This is a genomic window from Prochlorococcus sp. RS04, from assembly GCF_001989455.1.
Taxonomy (GTDB): domain Bacteria; phylum Cyanobacteriota; class Cyanobacteriia; order PCC-6307; family Cyanobiaceae; genus Prochlorococcus_A.
This window is the reverse complement of sequence record NZ_CP018346.1, coordinates 400,370-416,839: the sequence shown is the minus strand read 5'-3', so window position 1 is coordinate 416,839 and position 16,470 is coordinate 400,370. Positions and strand designations below refer to the sequence as shown.

Genomic DNA, 16,470 nt, shown 5'->3' with positions numbered 1-16,470 from the left:
TTATGAGGCAATAAAAATTCCTAATAAAATGACGCCTCCATAAATTGATTGATTTTTGAAGTGATTGCCAATATTTTTTATTGATTGCTTTTCCTCAGGAAATACTTTTAGTATATCTCTCTGCATTAAGATTGACGTTGCAAGCCAAATTGGCCAAAAAATAAAATCCATTTGATTAATAAATCCGCATATTGCGAGAAAAAAAGAAGTTAAAAAATAACAAATTTGAATGGTTATTCTTGTATTGTTCTGGAGGTTAACAGCGGAACTATTAATTCCAATTTTGATATCATATTTTTTATCTGCTAAAGCATAAATCGTGTCAAAGCCAAAAGTCCAAAAAATGGTAGCTAGCCAGCAAAATAATAAAACAATACTGTTTAAATTGCCTTCATTTGCGGCCCAGGGAATTAAGACAGCAAAACCCCAGCATATGGATAAGATTAATTGAGGATATTTAAACCATCTTTTGGCAGAAGGATAAATTAAAATGATAGGTAAAGCTAAAAAAGCAAGTGAAATTGAAAGGTTTCTTCCAGGCTGAGGTAATGACAAAGTTAGAAAGAAGCTACATAAAATTAAAAACAAAAGAATTGAATAAGCTGTTTTAAGACCGATTTTATTTGCAGCTAAAGGTCTATTTTTTGTCCTAACAACTCTTTGGTCAATTTTTTTGTCCCAAATATCATTTACCACGCAGCCTAATCCACTTACTAGTAGTCCTCCCAGTATTATTCTGAGCAACATTAAAAATGTTGGATTAGCATCTGGGGTTAAATATAAACTCCATCCAGCAGGAATAAGTAAGATCATTCTTCCAGTCGGCTTATTCCACCTTAATAATTCAAAAAAAGTACTTAATTTAATTTGTCGATTTTTATTTTGCATATTACCTATTGTATATTTCATAACTTTAAATAATCTTACTAGGATTAAATGATTTCTATTATTTAATAATCAATGTTGGGTATATTTATTAATGGATTAAAGATATCTTCGTCTTATAAAGAGAAATGATACTGAAACAAGATTTAAGATATTTTCAAGAAAAGCAAATTTTAGTAGCTTCTATTGATATTGGAACTAACTCTACACATCTCTTGGTAGCAGAAATTAATCTAGAATTAAAATCATTTTCAATAAAATTTACGGATAAATCAACCACTCGTCTTGGAGAAAGAGATGAGGAGGGTAATCTTACTGAAGAATCAATCCAAAGGGCATTAGTTACTCTTAAGCGATTTAAGGAATATTGTAAAAGTAATGGAGTAAAACAAATAGTAACAGCAGCAACAAGTGCAGTTAGGGAAGCTCCAAACGGTCAAGATTTTATTAGAAGAGTTCTTGATGAAACTGATATTCAAATAGAAATGATAAGTGGATCTGAGGAAGCCAGATTAATTTACCTTGGTGTTCTTTCTGGTATGTCTTTTGAAGATCAGTCTTTTGTAATCATAGATATTGGAGGAGGATCTACAGAATTAATACTTGCAGATAAAAAAGATGCTATAGCTCTTACCACTTCGAGAATTGGTGCGGTAAGACTTAAAAATGATTTTTTAAATAAAGGCTCTATAACTTCAGAAAGATCGAGTTTTTTAACAACTTTTATTAAAGGATCTTTAGAACCATCTGTTCGAAAAATAAAGAGTAGATCTAAGGGAGATAAGCATTTATCTATGATTGCAACCAGTGGCACTGCAACCTCATTAGGAAATTTGATTGCAGATGATTTGGGAGAATCTAAACAAAAGTTGCATGGTTATAAATTTAAAAGGGAAAATTTACAAAATGTATTGGAAAAACTAATTAAATTGCCAGTTTCGGAAATCAAGAAAATACCTTCATTAAGTGAGAGAAGAGCAGAAATAATTATTCCAGGAGCATTGATATTAAACACCGCAATGGAGATGTTGAACTTTGATGAATTAATAATAAGTGAGAGGGCGCTTCGAGAGGGTTTGGTTGTGGATTGGATGCTACGTAAAGGGATAATTAAAAATGAGTTAAATATTCAAGGCAATATTAGAAAAACAACCATAATTCATCAGGCCAGAAAGTTTGGAGTAGATAATACAAGAGCTGAGAAAGTTATTGATATTGCCTTTCAAATCTATGATCAGACTAAAAATATCTTTCATAGCGGTAATGACCCTAAAGCTAAAGAACTTCTTTGGGCAGCCTCTAATCTTTATAATTGTGGGAAATATGTGAATGTTGATTCATATCACAAACACTCTTGGTACTTAATAAAAAATTGTGAGTTGTTGGGATATTCTGAAGCAGAAACAAATATTATTGCTTCAATTGCTAGATACCATAGAAAGACTCTACCCAAGAAAAGACATGAGTCTTGGCAAAATTTAATATCCAAAGAAGATAAAACATTAGTTCTAGAAATGTCATTAATCCTGAGACTAGCAGCTGCTCTTGATCAAAGACCTGACAAGGTGATCTCCTCAGTTCAAATAAAATTGCAGGAAAATAATCTTACATTTCAACTTTTACCTTTAGATAGAAAACATGATCTTCTTCTTGAAAAATGGAACTTAGGATTATGCCGCAATGTAATAAAAGAACTAAAGAATTTGGAATTAAAAGTTATTTAGTTTTCTTAATAAGTTCTTGTTTTGGAGTTTGATTCTGAGAAGAATCTGAAAATAAATTGAAAATTAAGGAAGAGGCGATTAGTCCGAGAAAGCCTGAAATTAAAATAAATATTAGGAATCCTAGTGGATTAAAATTCTTAGATTGCCTAGTTTTATAGTTTTTTTTGGAAACTTCTTCAACTATTTCTTCAATTTTCACTTCTTTCCTCTCTGTCTTGAATTCATCCATTAAAAATTCTGTATCAAGTTTTAGCTTCTGTGAAATCCTTCTAATCATTGCTTTGATAAATACTTTTTCAGGTAGTTTTTCTTCATTACCTTCCTCTATAGCTTCTAGTTGATGAGCTCCAATTTTTAAATCAGAAGCCAATTCTTCAATTGATTGATTTTTACTTAACCTAGCCTCTTTAATGAAATTTCCAATTCTTTTTAAAGAGGGATCTCCTCCTTTATTGTTGATTTCCGAAACAGATTTTATTTCTTTCAAAGCAAATAAATTTTTACTAATTATAGTAATTAATATTTTTCTATCAACTTTAAGATTATTTATTCCTAAAGAGATGCTTATAAGAAGGATTATAAAGATTAGATCTTTTTTGCGAATTACTAATTGCTGGGCTAATTATGTAAATGGTTGTTCTAATTAGTTTTTTCTCAATAGAAAATCTTTCCATATCTTTTAATTCTATTAATGATGTCCAACCATCATCCCAAGATACTCTAAATCCAACAATCACTTTAGTCTCTGGAGGGTAAAACTCTAGTAAAGTTTCTTGAGACCTTTTCACATGCCTAGCACTTAGATATAGACATATAGAGGAATTGTGTTTCGCAAGATCTTTCAGAGATTCTTTTTCTGGCATCCCTGTTCGACCTCCTGCTCTAGTTAAAATTATTGTTTGCGTTATGTCAGGGATGGTTAACTCAGCTTCATGATATGCTGCAGCAACTTGAAAAGCACTTACTCCAGGAACAACCTCGATTTCAATTTTTTCATTTTTTAAAATTTCGATTTGCTCTCTAATTGCTCCAAAAAGGCAAGGGTCTCCATCATGCAACCTTACAACAGTTTTACCTGCCTGAAATTTTTCTATCATAATTGAGGTGATTTGCTCTAAGTTAAGTGAACTCGTTTTTATTTTTTCAGAACCTTCTTTTGCAGAATCTAAAATCTTTTCAGGAATTAGAGAATCAGTCCAAATAATGACATCTGCAATTTTTATCTTTTTTAATGCTTTTAAAGTTAATAATTCTGGATCGCCTGGACCAACACCAATAAAGGATATTTTGTTATCCATTTTTTCTATTTTTCCCACTAGATGTTCTCAATCTTAAAAAAAATATTCCAATTAATCCAGAAGAAAATAGAAAAATACTTATAAATTGAGCCATTCTTATACCGCCATCACAGAAAGGTGGAAGTCCACCAATGCATAGTGGGTCAGTTCTTAAACCTTCAATCCAGAATCGTCCAAAGCTATAACTTATTAAATAAAGACAGCTAATAAAGCCAGGCCTGAAAAAATCTGTTTTATTTTGTTTATTAAAGGTAAAAAGAAGGACGATGAAAATCAAAAGATTCCACAATGACTCATAGAGAAATGTAGGATGAAAAAAATCATAATTAATAAATTCTAAAGGCCTATTTTGGATAGGTATAAATAATTTCCAAGGCAAATTTGTAGGAACTCCAAAGGCTTCATTATTGAAAAAATTTCCCCACCTTCCTATTGATTGTCCAAGAATAATCGAGGGTATTAAGATATCTATAAAGGTTTTTAAATTAATTTGTTTCGACTTACAGAAATAGATAATAGATATTAATCCTCCAATTAAACCTCCATGGATTGCTATGCCTCCTTCCCAAACTGCAAGAAAAGAAGGTATTTGAATGATGTTGTTGAATAGTTCAAAAGAAGTAAAAAAGTTCTCTCCGCTATATTGTCTCCACTCAAAAATTACGTAATAAGCTCTAGCGCCAATTATTGAAGAGATTATTAATGATGGAAGTATTTCACTAATGTACTCTGGGTTAATATTTCTTGCCTTTGCAAGTTTTTTAGAGACAAATAGGCCTATTAAAACTGAAAACGAAATAAGAAGTCCGTACCATCTAATAGTTATAAATCCTAAATTTAAAAAAGTTTCTCCTGGAGATTGTATAAAAGCTTGAAGTATAAGCATTTAGAGAAAGTTAGATACCCTCTGCTGCTTGCACTTTTTCTACTTGTTTTTTCTTTAACACTAAAAGAATTTGTGTTAAGCCTACACCAATGAAGAATGCAATCAATCCAATAACTCTATAAGGGCTCTGAAGTACAACCTCAGCATCTAATTGCCCAAAGCCACCAACGTTGGGATCGTTAGTAAGAGGGTCACCTACATTAATTTTGTCTTGCGCTTTTACTATAAGTTGAGGACCAACAGGCACTGCTTCAGTAGTTATTTCACCATTATCGTTTTCTATATTGACTTGATAGCTACCATCTTCAATTGTTGCTATTGAATTTATAGTTCCTGCGGTGGAAGAAGTGAATACTACATTATTGCTCTTGTCTCCAGTCGGATATACCTGACCTCTACCTCTATTGCCACCAATATGTAATGAGTATTTCCCATAGTGATATTCTTTATTAGTGGATGGGTCAGGGGAAAGTACAGGGAAAACGATTTCTTTATTGGTATCGCCAGGTAAAGGTCCGACAATAATAATATTATCTTTCTCTTCACTGTAGTTAGTGAAATAAACCCCTTCTGTCTCCTCTTTTATTTCTTCGGTCCATCTTTCTTGTGGAGCAAGTTTAAAGCCATCAGGCAGCATTACAACAGCACCGACTTGTAATGGGACTTCAGAACCATCAGCCCCTATCTCTTTTAAATCATTTTTGTAGGGTATTTTGACTACAGCTTTGAAAACACTGTCTGCTCCAACAGATTGTGGAACCTCTGCAATTGTAGGCATCTGAGCTAGATGACAATTTGCACAGACTATCTTACCTGTGGCTTCTCTTGGGGATTCGTAGTTTTGCTGAGCCCAAAATGGATAAGCAAAACTGATTTTTGGATAAAATACAATGCTTGAAATGAAAAGCAGAGTACAGATAAGTAAACTTGTTTTTTTCATGATTTGATTTTTAAGACCTTTCATTTTTTTATGCCCACCATGGATTTTCATTAGTTCTAAAGTCAGTTTCTGACCATTGTTTGACGAGTACAGCATCATCTTCAATATCGACATGAGCTAGAGCTAAAGATAAAGGCGCAGGACCTCTTACAACCTTCCCGTTCGTATCGTACTGACTGCCATGACAAGGACATATGAATTTGTTAGCACCACTATCCCATGGGACAACACAACCTAAATGAGTACAAATTGCATTTAAACCAAATTCTCCTATTTCCCCACCCTCATTAACTATTAGATAAGTTGGATCTCCCTTTAGACCCTGAACTAGACTTCTATCTCCTGCTTGATGGGTAGCTAACCAACCCGTCTTAGTTATTGGATTCCCTAATTCATCTTTGGCAGAAGTTCCACCTCCACCACCGCCTGCTCTTAAAGGCATGAAATAATTCGCTACAGGGTAAAGGGCTCCTAAAGCTACACCAGTTGCAGTACCAAATGTAAGAAGATTCATAAATTGCCTTCGACCCATAGAAGGGACATCATTGGAACTTAATTGAGTCATTCGCTACTTGGTTCTGTTATTTATTAGTTATTATGGAGCAAATTGCTCAATTTCTGTTGCAAATAGATAGGACTTTTAATAATTTAAAGTAAAAGTTTAGAAAGTCTTAATTAATTGATTTAAATGAACCCATTGCTAGTAGATGAAGTTATACATTATTTGATTCATCGCTGGGGAAAAAAATATGATTTTAGACTCTTTAGAAGAGGAAAGTTCGTGTATTTTCAAATGATGTGGGGATTTCTTGGACAGGAATCATTCCCTTTAAGTGAAGATGAATATAAAAAATCGATAGCTGATAAAATCGAGATTTTAAATAGATGTGGATATTCAGAAGAAGTAAGGGAATGGCTAAAGAAAGTCAATGCTAAGCCAAGGTTAGGTAGAGCTGTCAGCTTGCAATTAGATCTTAATGAGAAGATGAAAGAGTTTTTGACTTAAGATTTTCTGATAAGTAAGTTAATCCAGTACCCACAAAAAATAAAAACACAATCGATATAGATAGCAATGACATAGTCAATGGGTCAGTTGAAGGGGTAATCACTGCAGATAATATTGCAGAGGAAATTACAACTATCTTCCAATTTGAAATCATTTTTTCTGTTGTGATTATTCCAAGAGAACCAAGAATAAATTGTAATACTGGTAATTGAAAAGCTATTGCAGTGCTGGACATTAATAAGAGAACAAAATCAAAATATCTTTCTATAGACCAAGTTGGTTCAACAATATCAGCACCGAAACTAATGAAGAAATTTATTGCTGCAGGGACTAATATCCACCATGAAAAAATTAATCCTAAAAAAAATAGAAGACCTGAACCAAAAACTGCAGGCAAGATAAGGCTTTTTTCTTGTTTTGTTAAACCAGGAGAAATGAATAATATTATTTGATAAAAAATATAGGGCATAGAAACTATCAATCCGCTGTAACCTGCAACTTTAATAGAGACAAATAAAAACTCTCCTGGAGCAAGTTGTAGTAGATGAATATCACCAGCTGGAATTTCTAAAAAAGATATTAATGGCTTTATGATGAGAAAACTAAAGAATATTGAAATAAGTATTGAATAAATTGAATTTAAGATCCTTTGACGAAGCTCCTCTAAATGATCACTAAAAGTCATCGAAGCTGATAATTTTTTTTCCCTTTGACCTGTCCCTCTCATTATTATTTGATAAAAATTGTGTAAAAAAAAGGTTTAAAACTACTATTGTCAAAGTCCAATTTATTTTTCGATAAATTTAATTATTTGCTTAATTTAGGATTTGTTGGATCTGGTAATAAGAAAGGAGGGGCATCATTTAAAGATGATTCACCATAAGTTTCATATTCTCTATATCCACCCATTTTCCCATTTGTTTTCATTAAAGCGCTCACGAAGGCAAGTAGTAAGAAAACAGTAGGAGCACCAATTATTAATGCAGCACCAAATAGATATCCAACAATAAATTCTGGAAAACTATGATTACCTAAAAATTCATGAGTGCCTAAAAGAAAATCAAACATTTAGATTTAAAATTTTTTTTATTATAAACTAAATTACTGTTTTAAGATTTTTTTTAATGTAATCTTCTCCTCTTGTAGGATTTCCCCAAATAATTTCTCCATTTTTAAAGGAAACACAACCCGGTCCTCCGTTTTTGATTTTTTGCAAATCTTTAATCTTTACTAAATTAATTGGAACTTTAATGTTTCTTTTTGCCTTACTAAATAAAGCAGCTAAATCTGCAGCTATTTGAAGATCTTGTTCAGATGCTACTTGAGATGAAGACTTCAAAACTACATGACTGCCTGGTGATTCCTGTGCATGAAACCATAAATCGCCTTTTTTCGAGAACTTGAAGCTTATTAAATCATTTTGCCTCATATTTCGCCCTACCTGAAGCTTTAATCCTGTGGGAGTGTCAACTTGAATTGGTGAAGACTCTATCTCATAAGTACTTTTCTGATCTTCTCTTTGCTTCTTGATATTAATATTAAACTCGTTACTAATTTCTTCCATAATTTCTTCTAGTAGTTTGATTCTCATAGAAAGTTTTTCATGATTTAAAGAATTTAAATTTTCTAGAAGCGTAGTGAATTCGTCTAATCTCTCTATGTTTGTTTTGTAAATACTTAATCTTTCTTTTATTAATTCTCTAGATCTCTTTAGTTTTTTTGATTTTTTATATAGTTTTTGTCCCTTTATAATGTCTTTTTTTTTAATTTCATGTGAGGTGAATATATTATCAGCTTTTTCTTTATATATTTCGTAGTTTTCTGATTTTGTCAGAAGATCATATTGAATATTTAAATTCTTTTTCTCAGTATTGGTCTGTTTAAAAATTATCCCTTCAATTTTCTTTCCCAATAATTCAAGTTTTTTTTGTTTCAGATGATAATCATAATAATTCTCTAAGCTAGTGCATAAATCTATCTTATTTTCGCAATTAGTTTCCTTATCGAAAAACCAAACGCAATAAAAATCTTTGTTGAATGTAGAAAAATTAAAATTATTGTTTTTAAACCTGTTTATCCAAATCTTCCAATTTTTAAATATCTCTTTTAAGTCTGAGTTGCTAATGAAGTCAATATTTTTTTCCATTATTTCTGAATTAACAGTTGCGCTAGCAACCTCTAATTGTTTTGTGAGGATAGGGCTTACTCCTTGATAGGTATTTATTAAACAGTATTTTAAAGACTCAGGTACTATTGAAATTGAGTCTTTCCATGATTGAAAAGACTCATCTTCTCTAGGTTGTTTTTTGAGATTGACTGGAGGGCCAGAATAAATCGATCCTGTTGAAATTGTTCTAAAACTAGATTGACTTGATTTAATTTGTTTACCAACGGCAATTATTTTATGTTTATTGTCCAGATAAAAAATATTACTATGTTTTCCCATTAATTCAAAAATTAAATACTTATTAATTTCATCTCCAGGTTTTTTCGCAAAACTAAATTTTATAACTCTCTCGAAATTATCTTGATCAATCGAAATTAAAGCCATATACTTTAATCCGTATCTTATTTGTTTAGAAAGTGTGCTTTCTCTCCCAATCTTTTCTGGCTTATTTATCTTTAGTATTCTTGGAGAGTCGCCATTCCATGAAACTTCTAACCATGTTTGAGAATCAACTCCTCTGAAACATAATTGAATTGTATTAGGCTCTGGTTGTTGGGCAGTCTCAAACTTTGTAGGTAAAATGTTTTTTGTCAAATAATGCAAGACAGATCTAATAGATGTAATATCCATTATCTGTGGAACACCTTTTTGCATTATTCTTTTTTAATTCACAAGATATCTATTTTACTGTAAAAAATTTAATATGAAAAATCAAAAAAAACTTATTATCCTTACTGGACCCAGCGGGGTAGGTAAAGGAACAGTTGTTAAAGAAATATTATGTAAAGAAAAAAATTTTTGGCTTTCAATTTCTGCAACTACAAGAGAACCTAGAGAGGGAGAGAAGGACGGAGAAAATTATTATTTCTTAAACCAAGAAAAGTTTAAAGAAATGATTGAACAAAACCTTTTCCTTGAATGGGCTCAATTTGCTGGAAACTACTATGGAACGCCTTTGTCTTCTGTTAATGAGAAAATAAAAAAGGGATTTATCGTACTACTTGAAATTGAAGTAGAGGGTGCAAGGCAAATAAAAAATAAGTTTCCTAATTCACAGTCAATATTTTTACTTCCACCGGATAAAGAAGAGTTAGAGAGAAGAATAAGAAATAGAGGTACAGAAAAAGAAGAGGCAATTAAAAAAAGACTCTTAAGGGCTAATTATGAAATTTCAGTATCAAATGAATTTGATTTTGCATTAACAAATCACAATGTTGATGAAACAGCAAAAAAAATAATCAAGTTAATAAAAACTTGATTATTTTCTATTCATCAACTCATTGGATGGAATAATAAATCTGGGAAAAATCTATTAAATTCAATAATTATTCCAGCTGTAAGGCTTAGCCAAATTGCTGCTACTACTGGAGCAGATCTGACAAATTTTGTGTTTAGAATTTTGAACATTTGTTTTATGAAAGTTTTTAAGGATGTTTAGCGAGGACCATTAAGTGTAATATTGTTATCTTTCTCTCTTAAATCTCCATTTCTACCTTGTTTATTAGCAAGAAGTGGCCATTGGGCTCCTTTTACAAGACATTTTCTAGCTAAGTCTAAGTCAATAATGATCTCAAGATCTGCTGGATTCTTAGTCTTTTTTGATTCAATGAGATACTCTCTTCCTGACCAACCTATAATTCCAGCAATGTAAATGAACAATACTCCGGGGATAAGTAAATCTCCTTCATGACCTCTATTTAAAAGGGCCCCCCATGGCTCAAGAGGAGGTCCAATTATTAAATGAGGAAGACCATCATCTCCGCATGATGCTTTTCCATATCTTTCAAATCTTGCTATGTCTTTTTGAGTAGTTGCAGAATTTGCTCTCTCGATGAATTTAGGATTTTCAGAGCATTTTGTGAGAGCTGAAGCGGTATATTCTGTGCTAGCTCTATCTGCGTTTAAAGCAGGCCCATTTGCAGCTAGAGCAATTGGAGTAATTCCGAGGAACAGAAAAACTGAGGTTATGATTGAAAAAAAGAATTTCATAAGTTGCAATCTTTAATTCCTTATAGTGTGTTAAGTAAGAAATTAATATTAAAATAGAACAAGTTGAATCAAAAATGCATAAAGTTTTAGCTATTGAAACAAGTTGTGATGAGACATCTGTCTCAATAGTTTCTAATATTGGCGATACTTTCAGAATACATTCAAATATAATTGCCTCTCAAATTGAAGATCATTCAAAATGGGGAGGAGTTGTGCCTGAACTTGCAGCTAGAAAACATTTAGAATTATTACCTTTTGTTTTAGATAAGGCTCTAGAAGAAGCAAAAATTAAAATTGAGGAAGTCGATTATATTGCTTCAACTGTAGCCCCTGGATTAGTTGGTTGTTTACGAGTTGGCTCTATAACCGCAAGATCACTTTGCCTTTTACATTCAAAACCATTTTTGGGAATTCATCATTTGGAGGGGCATTTATCTTCAATTCTATTTTCAGAAAACTATCCAAAAAAATCTTTTCTTACATTACTTGTTAGCGGTGGGCATACTGAATTGATAAAGGTAGATGATAGTAGGGGGATGCAAAGACTTGGGAAAAGTTTTGATGATGCTGCTGGAGAGGCCTTTGATAAAGTTGGCAGACTATTAGGTCTTAGTTATCCAGGAGGACCGGCAATTGAAAAGATTGCTAAAAATGGGGACCCAATGAAATTTAATTTACCAAAATGTAAGATCTCTGATAAAAAAGGTGGATTTCTTAAATATGATTTCTCTTTTAGTGGTTTAAAAACTGCCGTATTAAGATTAGTTGAGAGAATAAATTTGGCTGGGAAGACCGTTCCAATTCCAGATATTGCTGCAAGTTTTGAGAGAGTAGTGGCAGAGGTCTTGGTAGAGAGAACAATAAAATGCGCAGAAGATCATAGCTTGGATAATGTTGTTGTGGTTGGGGGAGTAGCTGCTAACAATACATTAAGAAAAATGATGATTAGTGAAGCTAGTAAAAAATCTATTAAAGTTCATTTAGCTCCTCTCGATCTTTGTACAGATAATGCGGCAATGATTGGAGCGGCGGCGTTGTTCAGAATCAAATTTAAGGATCATTTAAGTTCCCTTAAATTAGGAGTCGCAGGAAGACTATCAATTGAACAAGCAAATACCCTTTATGAAGAAAACCCTCCTTTCTAATTTCAATGAACAAACAACCTAAAATCGAGATTAAAGAGACAAAAAACTTCGTTGATAAAAAGGAATTGAATTTGTGGAAAAGAGGTTTTACCCCTCAAGCTGAAATATGGAATGGAAGGATGGCAACTGTTGGCATAGGAATTATTTTTATAATTATTGCTTTAATAAGCCAGTTTTCTTAATAGAAATAAAATTAATTTTTTTTAAAAGTAGTTTTGATAAAATTTTTAAAATTATTCTTTTAGCTGATTAATTAAATTAAAAAGTATTGTTTTTATTGGACTAGAGATAAGATTATTGATTTAATCAAAATAATGAATGTTTTTATTATTTATAATTTTATATGACGCCTGAAAGGCTTGGATTACTTTGGGGGATAACTGTATTTGCAGGCGCTTTCGCTCGATTATTTTCTTCTTTTACAGGATTCCCAAGTGTTGTTATTTTATTGCTTTCTGGATTATTAATTGGAAGATCAGGATTGGGACTTGTTGAGCCTTTAGATCTCGGGCAAGGGCTTGAAACTATTGTGGGGCTTTTGGTCTGTTTGGTTCTTTTTGAAGGGGGATTAAATTTAAAATTGCCTGAGGGGAATATAAGAACTACTGTTTTAAAAATTTCATTGGTAAGACTTTTTATTTCATTATCAGCTGGAATTTTCATTGCTCATTGGCTGGCTGGCCTCTCATGGCAAGTCGCAGGAATATATAGCGCCATAGTTCTAGCTACTGGACCAACAGTTGTCTCTCCATTAGTGGAACAAATAAAATTAGCTTCCCCACTCTCGGAAGTTTTAAAAGCTGAGGGGTTGCTGCTTGAACCAATCGGTGCAGTACTAGCATTACTGCTTTTAGAATTGACTTTAGGGGATCTTCGAGGGATTAGAGATGTATTTATAGCATTAATGCAAAGATTAGGGGGAGGAGTTTTAATCGGATTAAGTGCGGGATGGTTACTATCAGAAATTTTAAAAAAAATAAAAAATGAAGCCTCATTTGGTATAGAGCTTCAAGTTACCCTTGGATTTATTTTCCTTGTGTATGGAATTTGCGAATATTTTTTACCAGAATCAGGCTTGCCGGCTTCAGTCGCTGCAGGTTTTATTGTAGGCAAAAGAGAAGTTATAGATAAGGAGAGATTGGATAATCTAATAGGTGAATTAGCTCAATTAGCAATAACAGTTCTTTTCCCTCTTTTGGCCGCTGACGTTTCTTGGGGTGAATTAAGTCCCCTAGGCTGGGGAGGGGTTGTTTGCGTTTTTATGTTGATGGTAATTGTTCGCCCTATCTCTATCTGGATAGCAACTATGGGGAGAGACTTGAACTTAAAAGAAAAAATATTTTTAGCCTGGTTAGCTCCAAGAGGTATTGTTACTGCAGCTGTAGCTTCTCTTTTTTCTATCAGATTAGAGCAGGCTGGTATCCTTGGGGCTGGCCGTCTACAAGGTTTAGTTTTTCTTACTATTTTGATGACGGTAGGAATACAAGGACTTTCTGCTAAACCTTTGGTAAATAGACTTAAATTAGGCCAAAAAAATAATCTTGATTGATTAAAGACATCTTTCAATTCGAGTTCTATCAGTTTTACTCTCTGCGAAAAGCTCCCAACTTTGAATTAAATCTGGACCACTAAGAGATCCAAAAAAGGCTACTCTTAATGATTTCATTAATATCCCTTTTTTTATATTATGCTTTTTTGAGATTTCGTTAATTATTTCTTTGGCTTTCTCTTTATTTAGATTTATTGTATTTTGCTCAATTAAATAATTTAAGATTAGTTTTAAAGATAATTTGCTTTCCCGGTTTTCCAAAAAATCTTGACCTTCTTTTTGAATTGTAGGTATTAAGAAAAATGGTTTTGATTGATCAATTGAATCTTTTAAAAGAGTCATAGAGTCTCTAATCAAAATTGCTAATTTATGTGCCCATTCTTGAGATGGAGGCTCCCAACCATTGTCATCCCAGTATTTTCTGATGATCTCAATTAACTTTATTGATTCCATATTTTTTATATATTGAGAATTAATCCAGTTGAGTTTTTCCCAACTAAATTTGGCTCCAGCTTTATTTATTTCTGATAAGTCAAAAATTTCAGATATCTCTCCAAGTGAAAGTATTTCTCTGTCGGCAGATTTTGGAGACCAACCTAAAAATGCCATATAGTTCGATAGGGCCTCAGGTAAATATCCCATTTCTCTAAATTCGTCGATTGAAGTAACGCAATCTCTCTTAGATAATTTTTTCCCTTCGCTATTTAGTATTAAGGGTGTATGCGAAAAAGTTGGCAAATTAAAATTTAATGCTTTATAAATCAATATTTGTTTTGCAGTGTTCGAAATATGGTCTTCACCCCTTACAACGTGAGTAATATGCATGAAATTATCATCAACTACAACTGCAAGATTATACAAAGGATCACCAATCTCATATCCCTTAGCCCTTCTTGATAAAACTAAATCACCGCCCAAATCCTTCCCTTGCCATTTGATTTCGCCTCTTATCTGATCTATCCATTTAATATCAATTTTTTCATCAATCTTAAATCTTATTACTGAAGTCCGCCCTTGGGATATGAATGTTTCTATTTCTTCTTTTGAAAGATTTCTGTGTCTATTATCATGCTTTGGAGGTAATCCTTTCTTTTTTTGTTCTTCTCTTAATTCAGATATTTCATCTTCTGATGTAAAGCACCTATATGCAGCTCCACATTCCAATAGTTTTTTGATATAACTTTTGTGAATCGAAATTCGGTCACTTTGCTTTATAGGTTCTTCATCCCATTTAAGTCCAAGCCATTTCAAGCCCTCTAATATATTTTTTGTATATTCAGATTTAGATCGAAGAAAATCAGTATCTTCTATTCTGATAAGAAATTTTGCACCTATTTTTTGTGCATACAACCAATTGAATAGTGCTGTTCGTGCTGTCCCGATATGAAATAAACCCGTTGGACTCGGGGCTAGTCTTAAACGTTTTTCCAAATTTCTTTTAGAAAAAACGGGACCGACGGGATTCGAACCCGCAACTTCCGCCGTGACAGGGCGGTGCTCTAACCAGTTGAACTACGGTCCCAGAGTTTTGTTCTAAATTTATTTAGAACTTCATTCTTAAAATTATCAGATCATAATACTTAATTTATGGGGTTGTAATAAAAAAAATTTATTAATTTGAGGATTTACAGAAATAATTAGTTTTTTAACTGACTTAGTTTAAACAACTATTTATTTTTGAGGTCTAAAACCAGCAGGCTCTATCAACCTAACTTGATTGCCTCTAGCAGTAAATTCTCTGCCTTGGTCACTTTGTACGACGACTCTCCCACCAGACTTAACTCTGATAACTCTTGCACGAACCCATCCTAAAGCTGCTGATTCTAGGACTTTAACTACGTCCCCAGGTTGAAGATCTAACTCCATCTTATGAAAAAATGATTTACATAATGTTGATCAAACGCGTCGTGGAGGACTTGAACCCCCGACATCAGGTTTTGGAGACCTGCGTTCTACCAACTGAACTAACGACGCATTTAAATGATTATAAGCGTCTTTGTGAACAAAAAGTTGATTAATTTACAACTTTATCGATCAAAGCGTTGTTTTACGCGAGTAGCTTTTCCTACTCTATCTCTCAGATAGAATAATTTAGCTCTTCTTACTTTACCTCTACGTTCAACTTTTAGAGAGGCAACCTGTGGACTATGTAGCATAAATACTCTTTCAACACCTATACCCTGAAAAATTCTTCTAACTGTAATAGTCTGGTTTATTCCTCCATGTCTTTTTGCTATGACAACGCCTTCATAAGGTTGGACTCTTTCTTTATTACCTTCTGTAATTTTCACTCCAACTTTAACAGTGTCCCCAACATATATTTCAGGTAGTTCTTTTTTTAATTGTTCATTCTCAAATTCCTTAATAAGATTTGATGCGCTTAAGGTTTGCGTAGTCTCAGAAACCGTATTTTTTTCTTTTTGTTCAACTGTTACATCAACTGATGTGTCAGCTTTAATACCGGTTTCTAAATCCTTCTCTTGTTTCTCTTTGGCCATTTTGGTCATTATTATCCTACAAGTTCTATATCTTAACCTTTTGACTCGCCTTTAGTAACCTTTTTGGTAAATGAAATTGTTTTTGAAAACATTTGGAATCCTGTGACGAGCATCCATAAAACTCCAAGGGAATTAAATATCACATATATAAGTTCTCCATTATCTCCAAGCCATTCGCCCTCATGGAGAGACATTAACCAATGAACTTGTTCTCTAGAGAAACCCAGTAAATCTTTTGAAACCCTATAAAGAAGACCAGTAATTGAAGATATAAATAATGGAAGAAAAATCCAGGGCGCCAAAGCCTTATGAAATTGCCTAGAATTAAATAAAGTTTTCATTTTTGTTTCTTTCCTATTGTTATTGATAGATTTAAGGTAGCC

21 protein-coding genes and 2 tRNA genes are annotated in these 16,470 nt (G+C 32.8%); 6 read left to right on the top strand and 17 right to left on the bottom strand.

All coding sequences use genetic code 11. From position 1 onward, the window contains the following. Entirely contained in the window at positions 1-888 is an 888-nt protein-coding gene (locus tag BS621_RS02410; RefSeq protein ID WP_156858213.1) for a 4-hydroxybenzoate polyprenyltransferase, read from the bottom strand. A gap of 125 nt (positions 889-1,013) precedes the next feature. On the opposite strand from BS621_RS02410, the gene BS621_RS02405 reads away from it, so the two are divergent. Continuing rightward, the gene (locus BS621_RS02405) at positions 1,014-2,609 is read left to right on the top strand and encodes a Ppx/GppA phosphatase family protein (RefSeq protein ID WP_077141697.1); all 1,596 of its coding nucleotides are present in this window, start codon (positions 1,014-1,016) and stop codon (positions 2,607-2,609) included. Here BS621_RS02405 and BS621_RS02400 read toward each other — a convergent pair. Genes BS621_RS02400 through petC form a run of 5 tightly spaced genes read right to left on the bottom strand, consistent with a single transcriptional unit; the run spans position 2,602 to position 6,298 of the window. Continuing rightward, entirely contained in the window at positions 2,602-3,096 is a 495-nt protein-coding gene (locus BS621_RS02400) for a helix-turn-helix domain-containing protein (protein WP_077141696.1), read from the bottom strand. The genes BS621_RS02405 and BS621_RS02400 overlap by 8 nt on opposite strands. A 55-nt stretch (positions 3,097-3,151) precedes the next feature. Then, positions 3,152-3,907, bottom strand: coding sequence for a precorrin-4 C(11)-methyltransferase (cobM, locus tag BS621_RS02395; protein ID WP_077142642.1), 756 nt, complete (start codon positions 3,905-3,907; stop codon positions 3,152-3,154). After that, entirely contained in the window at positions 3,900-4,793 is an 894-nt protein-coding gene (gene lgt, locus BS621_RS02390) for a prolipoprotein diacylglyceryl transferase (RefSeq protein ID WP_077141695.1), read from the bottom strand. Before lgt ends, cobM begins: the two co-directional genes overlap by 8 nt. A 10-nt stretch (positions 4,794-4,803) precedes the next feature. After that, the gene (gene petA, locus BS621_RS02385) at positions 4,804-5,736 is read right to left on the bottom strand and encodes a cytochrome f (RefSeq protein ID WP_423246164.1); all 933 of its coding nucleotides are present in this window, start codon (positions 5,734-5,736) and stop codon (positions 4,804-4,806) included. A gap of 25 nt (positions 5,737-5,761) precedes the next feature. Beyond that, positions 5,762-6,298, bottom strand: coding sequence for a cytochrome b6-f complex iron-sulfur subunit (gene petC, locus BS621_RS02380; RefSeq protein WP_011817974.1), 537 nt, complete (start codon positions 6,296-6,298; stop codon positions 5,762-5,764). Positions 6,299-6,421: 123 nt separating this feature from the next. Between petC and BS621_RS02375 the strand changes: the two genes are divergently transcribed. Beyond that, complete coding sequence (locus BS621_RS02375; RefSeq protein ID WP_025890486.1) at positions 6,422-6,739, top strand: DUF3067 family protein; 318 nt, start codon at positions 6,422-6,424, stop codon at positions 6,737-6,739. Here the strand turns inward: BS621_RS02375 and tatC are convergent. The 3 genes from tatC to BS621_RS02360 all read right to left on the bottom strand — a co-directional run bounded on the left by tatC (position 6,708) and on the right by BS621_RS02360 (position 9,536). After that, positions 6,708-7,466, bottom strand: a complete 759-nt coding sequence (gene tatC / locus BS621_RS02370) for a twin-arginine translocase subunit TatC (RefSeq protein ID WP_077141694.1) — start codon at positions 7,464-7,466, stop codon at positions 6,708-6,710. The genes BS621_RS02375 and tatC overlap by 32 nt on opposite strands. Positions 7,467-7,546: 80 nt before the next feature. Continuing rightward, a complete protein-coding gene (locus tag BS621_RS02365; RefSeq protein ID WP_011376025.1) occupies positions 7,547-7,807 on the bottom strand; it encodes a hypothetical protein in 261 nt (86 codons plus the stop codon). A 28-nt stretch (positions 7,808-7,835) separates the two neighbouring features. Beyond that, positions 7,836-9,536 (bottom strand): Rqc2 family fibronectin-binding protein, encoded by a 1,701-nt coding sequence (locus BS621_RS02360; RefSeq protein ID WP_077142640.1) that lies wholly within the window; start codon positions 9,534-9,536, stop codon positions 7,836-7,838. A 73-nt stretch (positions 9,537-9,609) separates the two neighbouring features. Between BS621_RS02360 and gmk the strand changes: the two genes are divergently transcribed. Continuing rightward, positions 9,610-10,164 (top strand): guanylate kinase, encoded by a 555-nt coding sequence (gmk, locus tag BS621_RS02355; protein WP_077141693.1) that lies wholly within the window; start codon positions 9,610-9,612, stop codon positions 10,162-10,164. Between the two features lie 14 nt (positions 10,165-10,178). Here gmk and psaJ read toward each other — a convergent pair whose 3' ends face one another. Further along, positions 10,179-10,313: a photosystem I reaction center subunit IX gene (gene psaJ, locus BS621_RS02350; protein WP_011862490.1), complete on the bottom strand. Its 135-nt coding sequence runs from the start codon at positions 10,311-10,313 to the stop codon at positions 10,179-10,181. Positions 10,314-10,340: 27 nt separating this feature from the next. Beyond that, positions 10,341-10,895, bottom strand: a complete 555-nt coding sequence (locus tag BS621_RS02345) for a photosystem I PsaF protein (subunit III) (RefSeq protein WP_011817979.1) — start codon at positions 10,893-10,895, stop codon at positions 10,341-10,343. A gap of 74 nt (positions 10,896-10,969) precedes the next feature. Between BS621_RS02345 and tsaD the strand changes: the two genes are divergently transcribed. From tsaD to BS621_RS02330, 3 genes are all read left to right on the top strand, one after another. Then, positions 10,970-12,040, top strand: coding sequence for a tRNA (adenosine(37)-N6)-threonylcarbamoyltransferase complex transferase subunit TsaD (gene tsaD, locus BS621_RS02340; RefSeq protein WP_077141692.1), 1,071 nt, complete (start codon positions 10,970-10,972; stop codon positions 12,038-12,040). Between the two features lie 5 nt (positions 12,041-12,045). Next, on the top strand, positions 12,046-12,222 hold the full coding sequence (locus BS621_RS02335; RefSeq protein WP_025933243.1) for a high light inducible protein: 177 nt from the start codon (positions 12,046-12,048) through the stop codon (positions 12,220-12,222). 161 nt (positions 12,223-12,383) lie between these two features. After that, a complete protein-coding gene (locus tag BS621_RS02330; protein ID WP_077141691.1) occupies positions 12,384-13,589 on the top strand; it encodes a cation:proton antiporter in 1,206 nt (401 codons plus the stop codon). Here BS621_RS02330 and gltX read toward each other — a convergent pair whose 3' ends face one another. The 6 genes from gltX to BS621_RS02300 all read right to left on the bottom strand — a co-directional run bounded on the left by gltX (position 13,590) and on the right by BS621_RS02300 (position 16,428). Next, positions 13,590-15,020: a glutamate--tRNA ligase gene (gltX, locus tag BS621_RS02325; RefSeq protein ID WP_077141690.1), complete on the bottom strand. Its 1,431-nt coding sequence runs from the start codon at positions 15,018-15,020 to the stop codon at positions 13,590-13,592. A gap of 17 nt (positions 15,021-15,037) precedes the next feature. Beyond that, positions 15,038-15,111, bottom strand: a tRNA-Asp gene (locus BS621_RS02320). 149 nt (positions 15,112-15,260) lie between these two features. Beyond that, positions 15,261-15,455 carry a hypothetical protein gene (locus BS621_RS02315; RefSeq protein WP_002807701.1) on the bottom strand — a complete coding sequence of 65 codons (195 nt, stop codon included), beginning with the start codon at positions 15,453-15,455 and terminating at the stop codon, positions 15,261-15,263. A 35-nt stretch (positions 15,456-15,490) separates the two neighbouring features. After that, positions 15,491-15,563, bottom strand: a tRNA-Trp gene (locus tag BS621_RS02310). Between the two features lie 53 nt (positions 15,564-15,616). Then, on the bottom strand, positions 15,617-16,096 hold the full coding sequence (gene rplS, locus BS621_RS02305; RefSeq protein ID WP_077141689.1) for a 50S ribosomal protein L19: 480 nt from the start codon (positions 16,094-16,096) through the stop codon (positions 15,617-15,619). Positions 16,097-16,119: 23 nt separating this feature from the next. Next, positions 16,120-16,428, bottom strand: coding sequence for a PepSY domain-containing protein (locus tag BS621_RS02300; RefSeq protein ID WP_077141688.1), 309 nt, complete (start codon positions 16,426-16,428; stop codon positions 16,120-16,122). Positions 16,429-16,470: the final 42 nt, after the last annotated feature.

Bases quoted from the DNA above. Each gene is read 5' to 3' on its own strand.
- petC (WP_011817974.1), bottom strand. From the start codon at position 6,298: ATGACTCAATTAAGTTCCAATGATGTCCCTTCTATGGGTCGAAGGCAA.
- BS621_RS02315 (WP_002807701.1), bottom strand. From the start codon at position 15,455: ATGGAGTTAGATCTTCAACCTGGGGACGTAGTTAAAGTCCTAGAATCA.
- cobM (WP_077142642.1), bottom strand. From the start codon at position 3,907: ATGGATAACAAAATATCCTTTATTGGTGTTGGTCCAGGCGATCCAGAA.
- psaJ (WP_011862490.1), bottom strand. From the start codon at position 10,313: ATGTTCAAAATTCTAAACACAAAATTTGTCAGATCTGCTCCAGTAGTA.
- BS621_RS02410 (WP_156858213.1), bottom strand. From the start codon at position 888: ATGCAAAATAAAAATCGACAAATTAAATTAAGTACTTTTTTTGAATTA.
- BS621_RS02405 (WP_077141697.1), top strand. From the start codon at position 1,014: ATGATACTGAAACAAGATTTAAGATATTTTCAAGAAAAGCAAATTTTA.
- BS621_RS02360 (WP_077142640.1), bottom strand. From the start codon at position 9,536: ATGGATATTACATCTATTAGATCTGTCTTGCATTATTTGACAAAAAAC.
- BS621_RS02335 (WP_025933243.1), top strand. From the start codon at position 12,046: ATGAACAAACAACCTAAAATCGAGATTAAAGAGACAAAAAACTTCGTT.
- BS621_RS02300 (WP_077141688.1), bottom strand. From the start codon at position 16,428: ATGAAAACTTTATTTAATTCTAGGCAATTTCATAAGGCTTTGGCGCCC.
- tsaD (WP_077141692.1), top strand. From the start codon at position 10,970: ATGCATAAAGTTTTAGCTATTGAAACAAGTTGTGATGAGACATCTGTC.
- lgt (WP_077141695.1), bottom strand. From the start codon at position 4,793: ATGCTTATACTTCAAGCTTTTATACAATCTCCAGGAGAAACTTTTTTA.
- rplS (WP_077141689.1), bottom strand. From the start codon at position 16,096: ATGACCAAAATGGCCAAAGAGAAACAAGAGAAGGATTTAGAAACCGGT.
- BS621_RS02345 (WP_011817979.1), bottom strand. From the start codon at position 10,895: ATGAAATTCTTTTTTTCAATCATAACCTCAGTTTTTCTGTTCCTCGGA.
- BS621_RS02365 (WP_011376025.1), bottom strand. From the start codon at position 7,807: ATGTTTGATTTTCTTTTAGGCACTCATGAATTTTTAGGTAATCATAGT.
- tatC (WP_077141694.1), bottom strand. From the start codon at position 7,466: ATGAGAGGGACAGGTCAAAGGGAAAAAAAATTATCAGCTTCGATGACT.
- BS621_RS02375 (WP_025890486.1), top strand. From the start codon at position 6,422: ATGAACCCATTGCTAGTAGATGAAGTTATACATTATTTGATTCATCGC.
- gmk (WP_077141693.1), top strand. From the start codon at position 9,610: ATGAAAAATCAAAAAAAACTTATTATCCTTACTGGACCCAGCGGGGTA.
- BS621_RS02330 (WP_077141691.1), top strand. From the start codon at position 12,384: ATGACGCCTGAAAGGCTTGGATTACTTTGGGGGATAACTGTATTTGCA.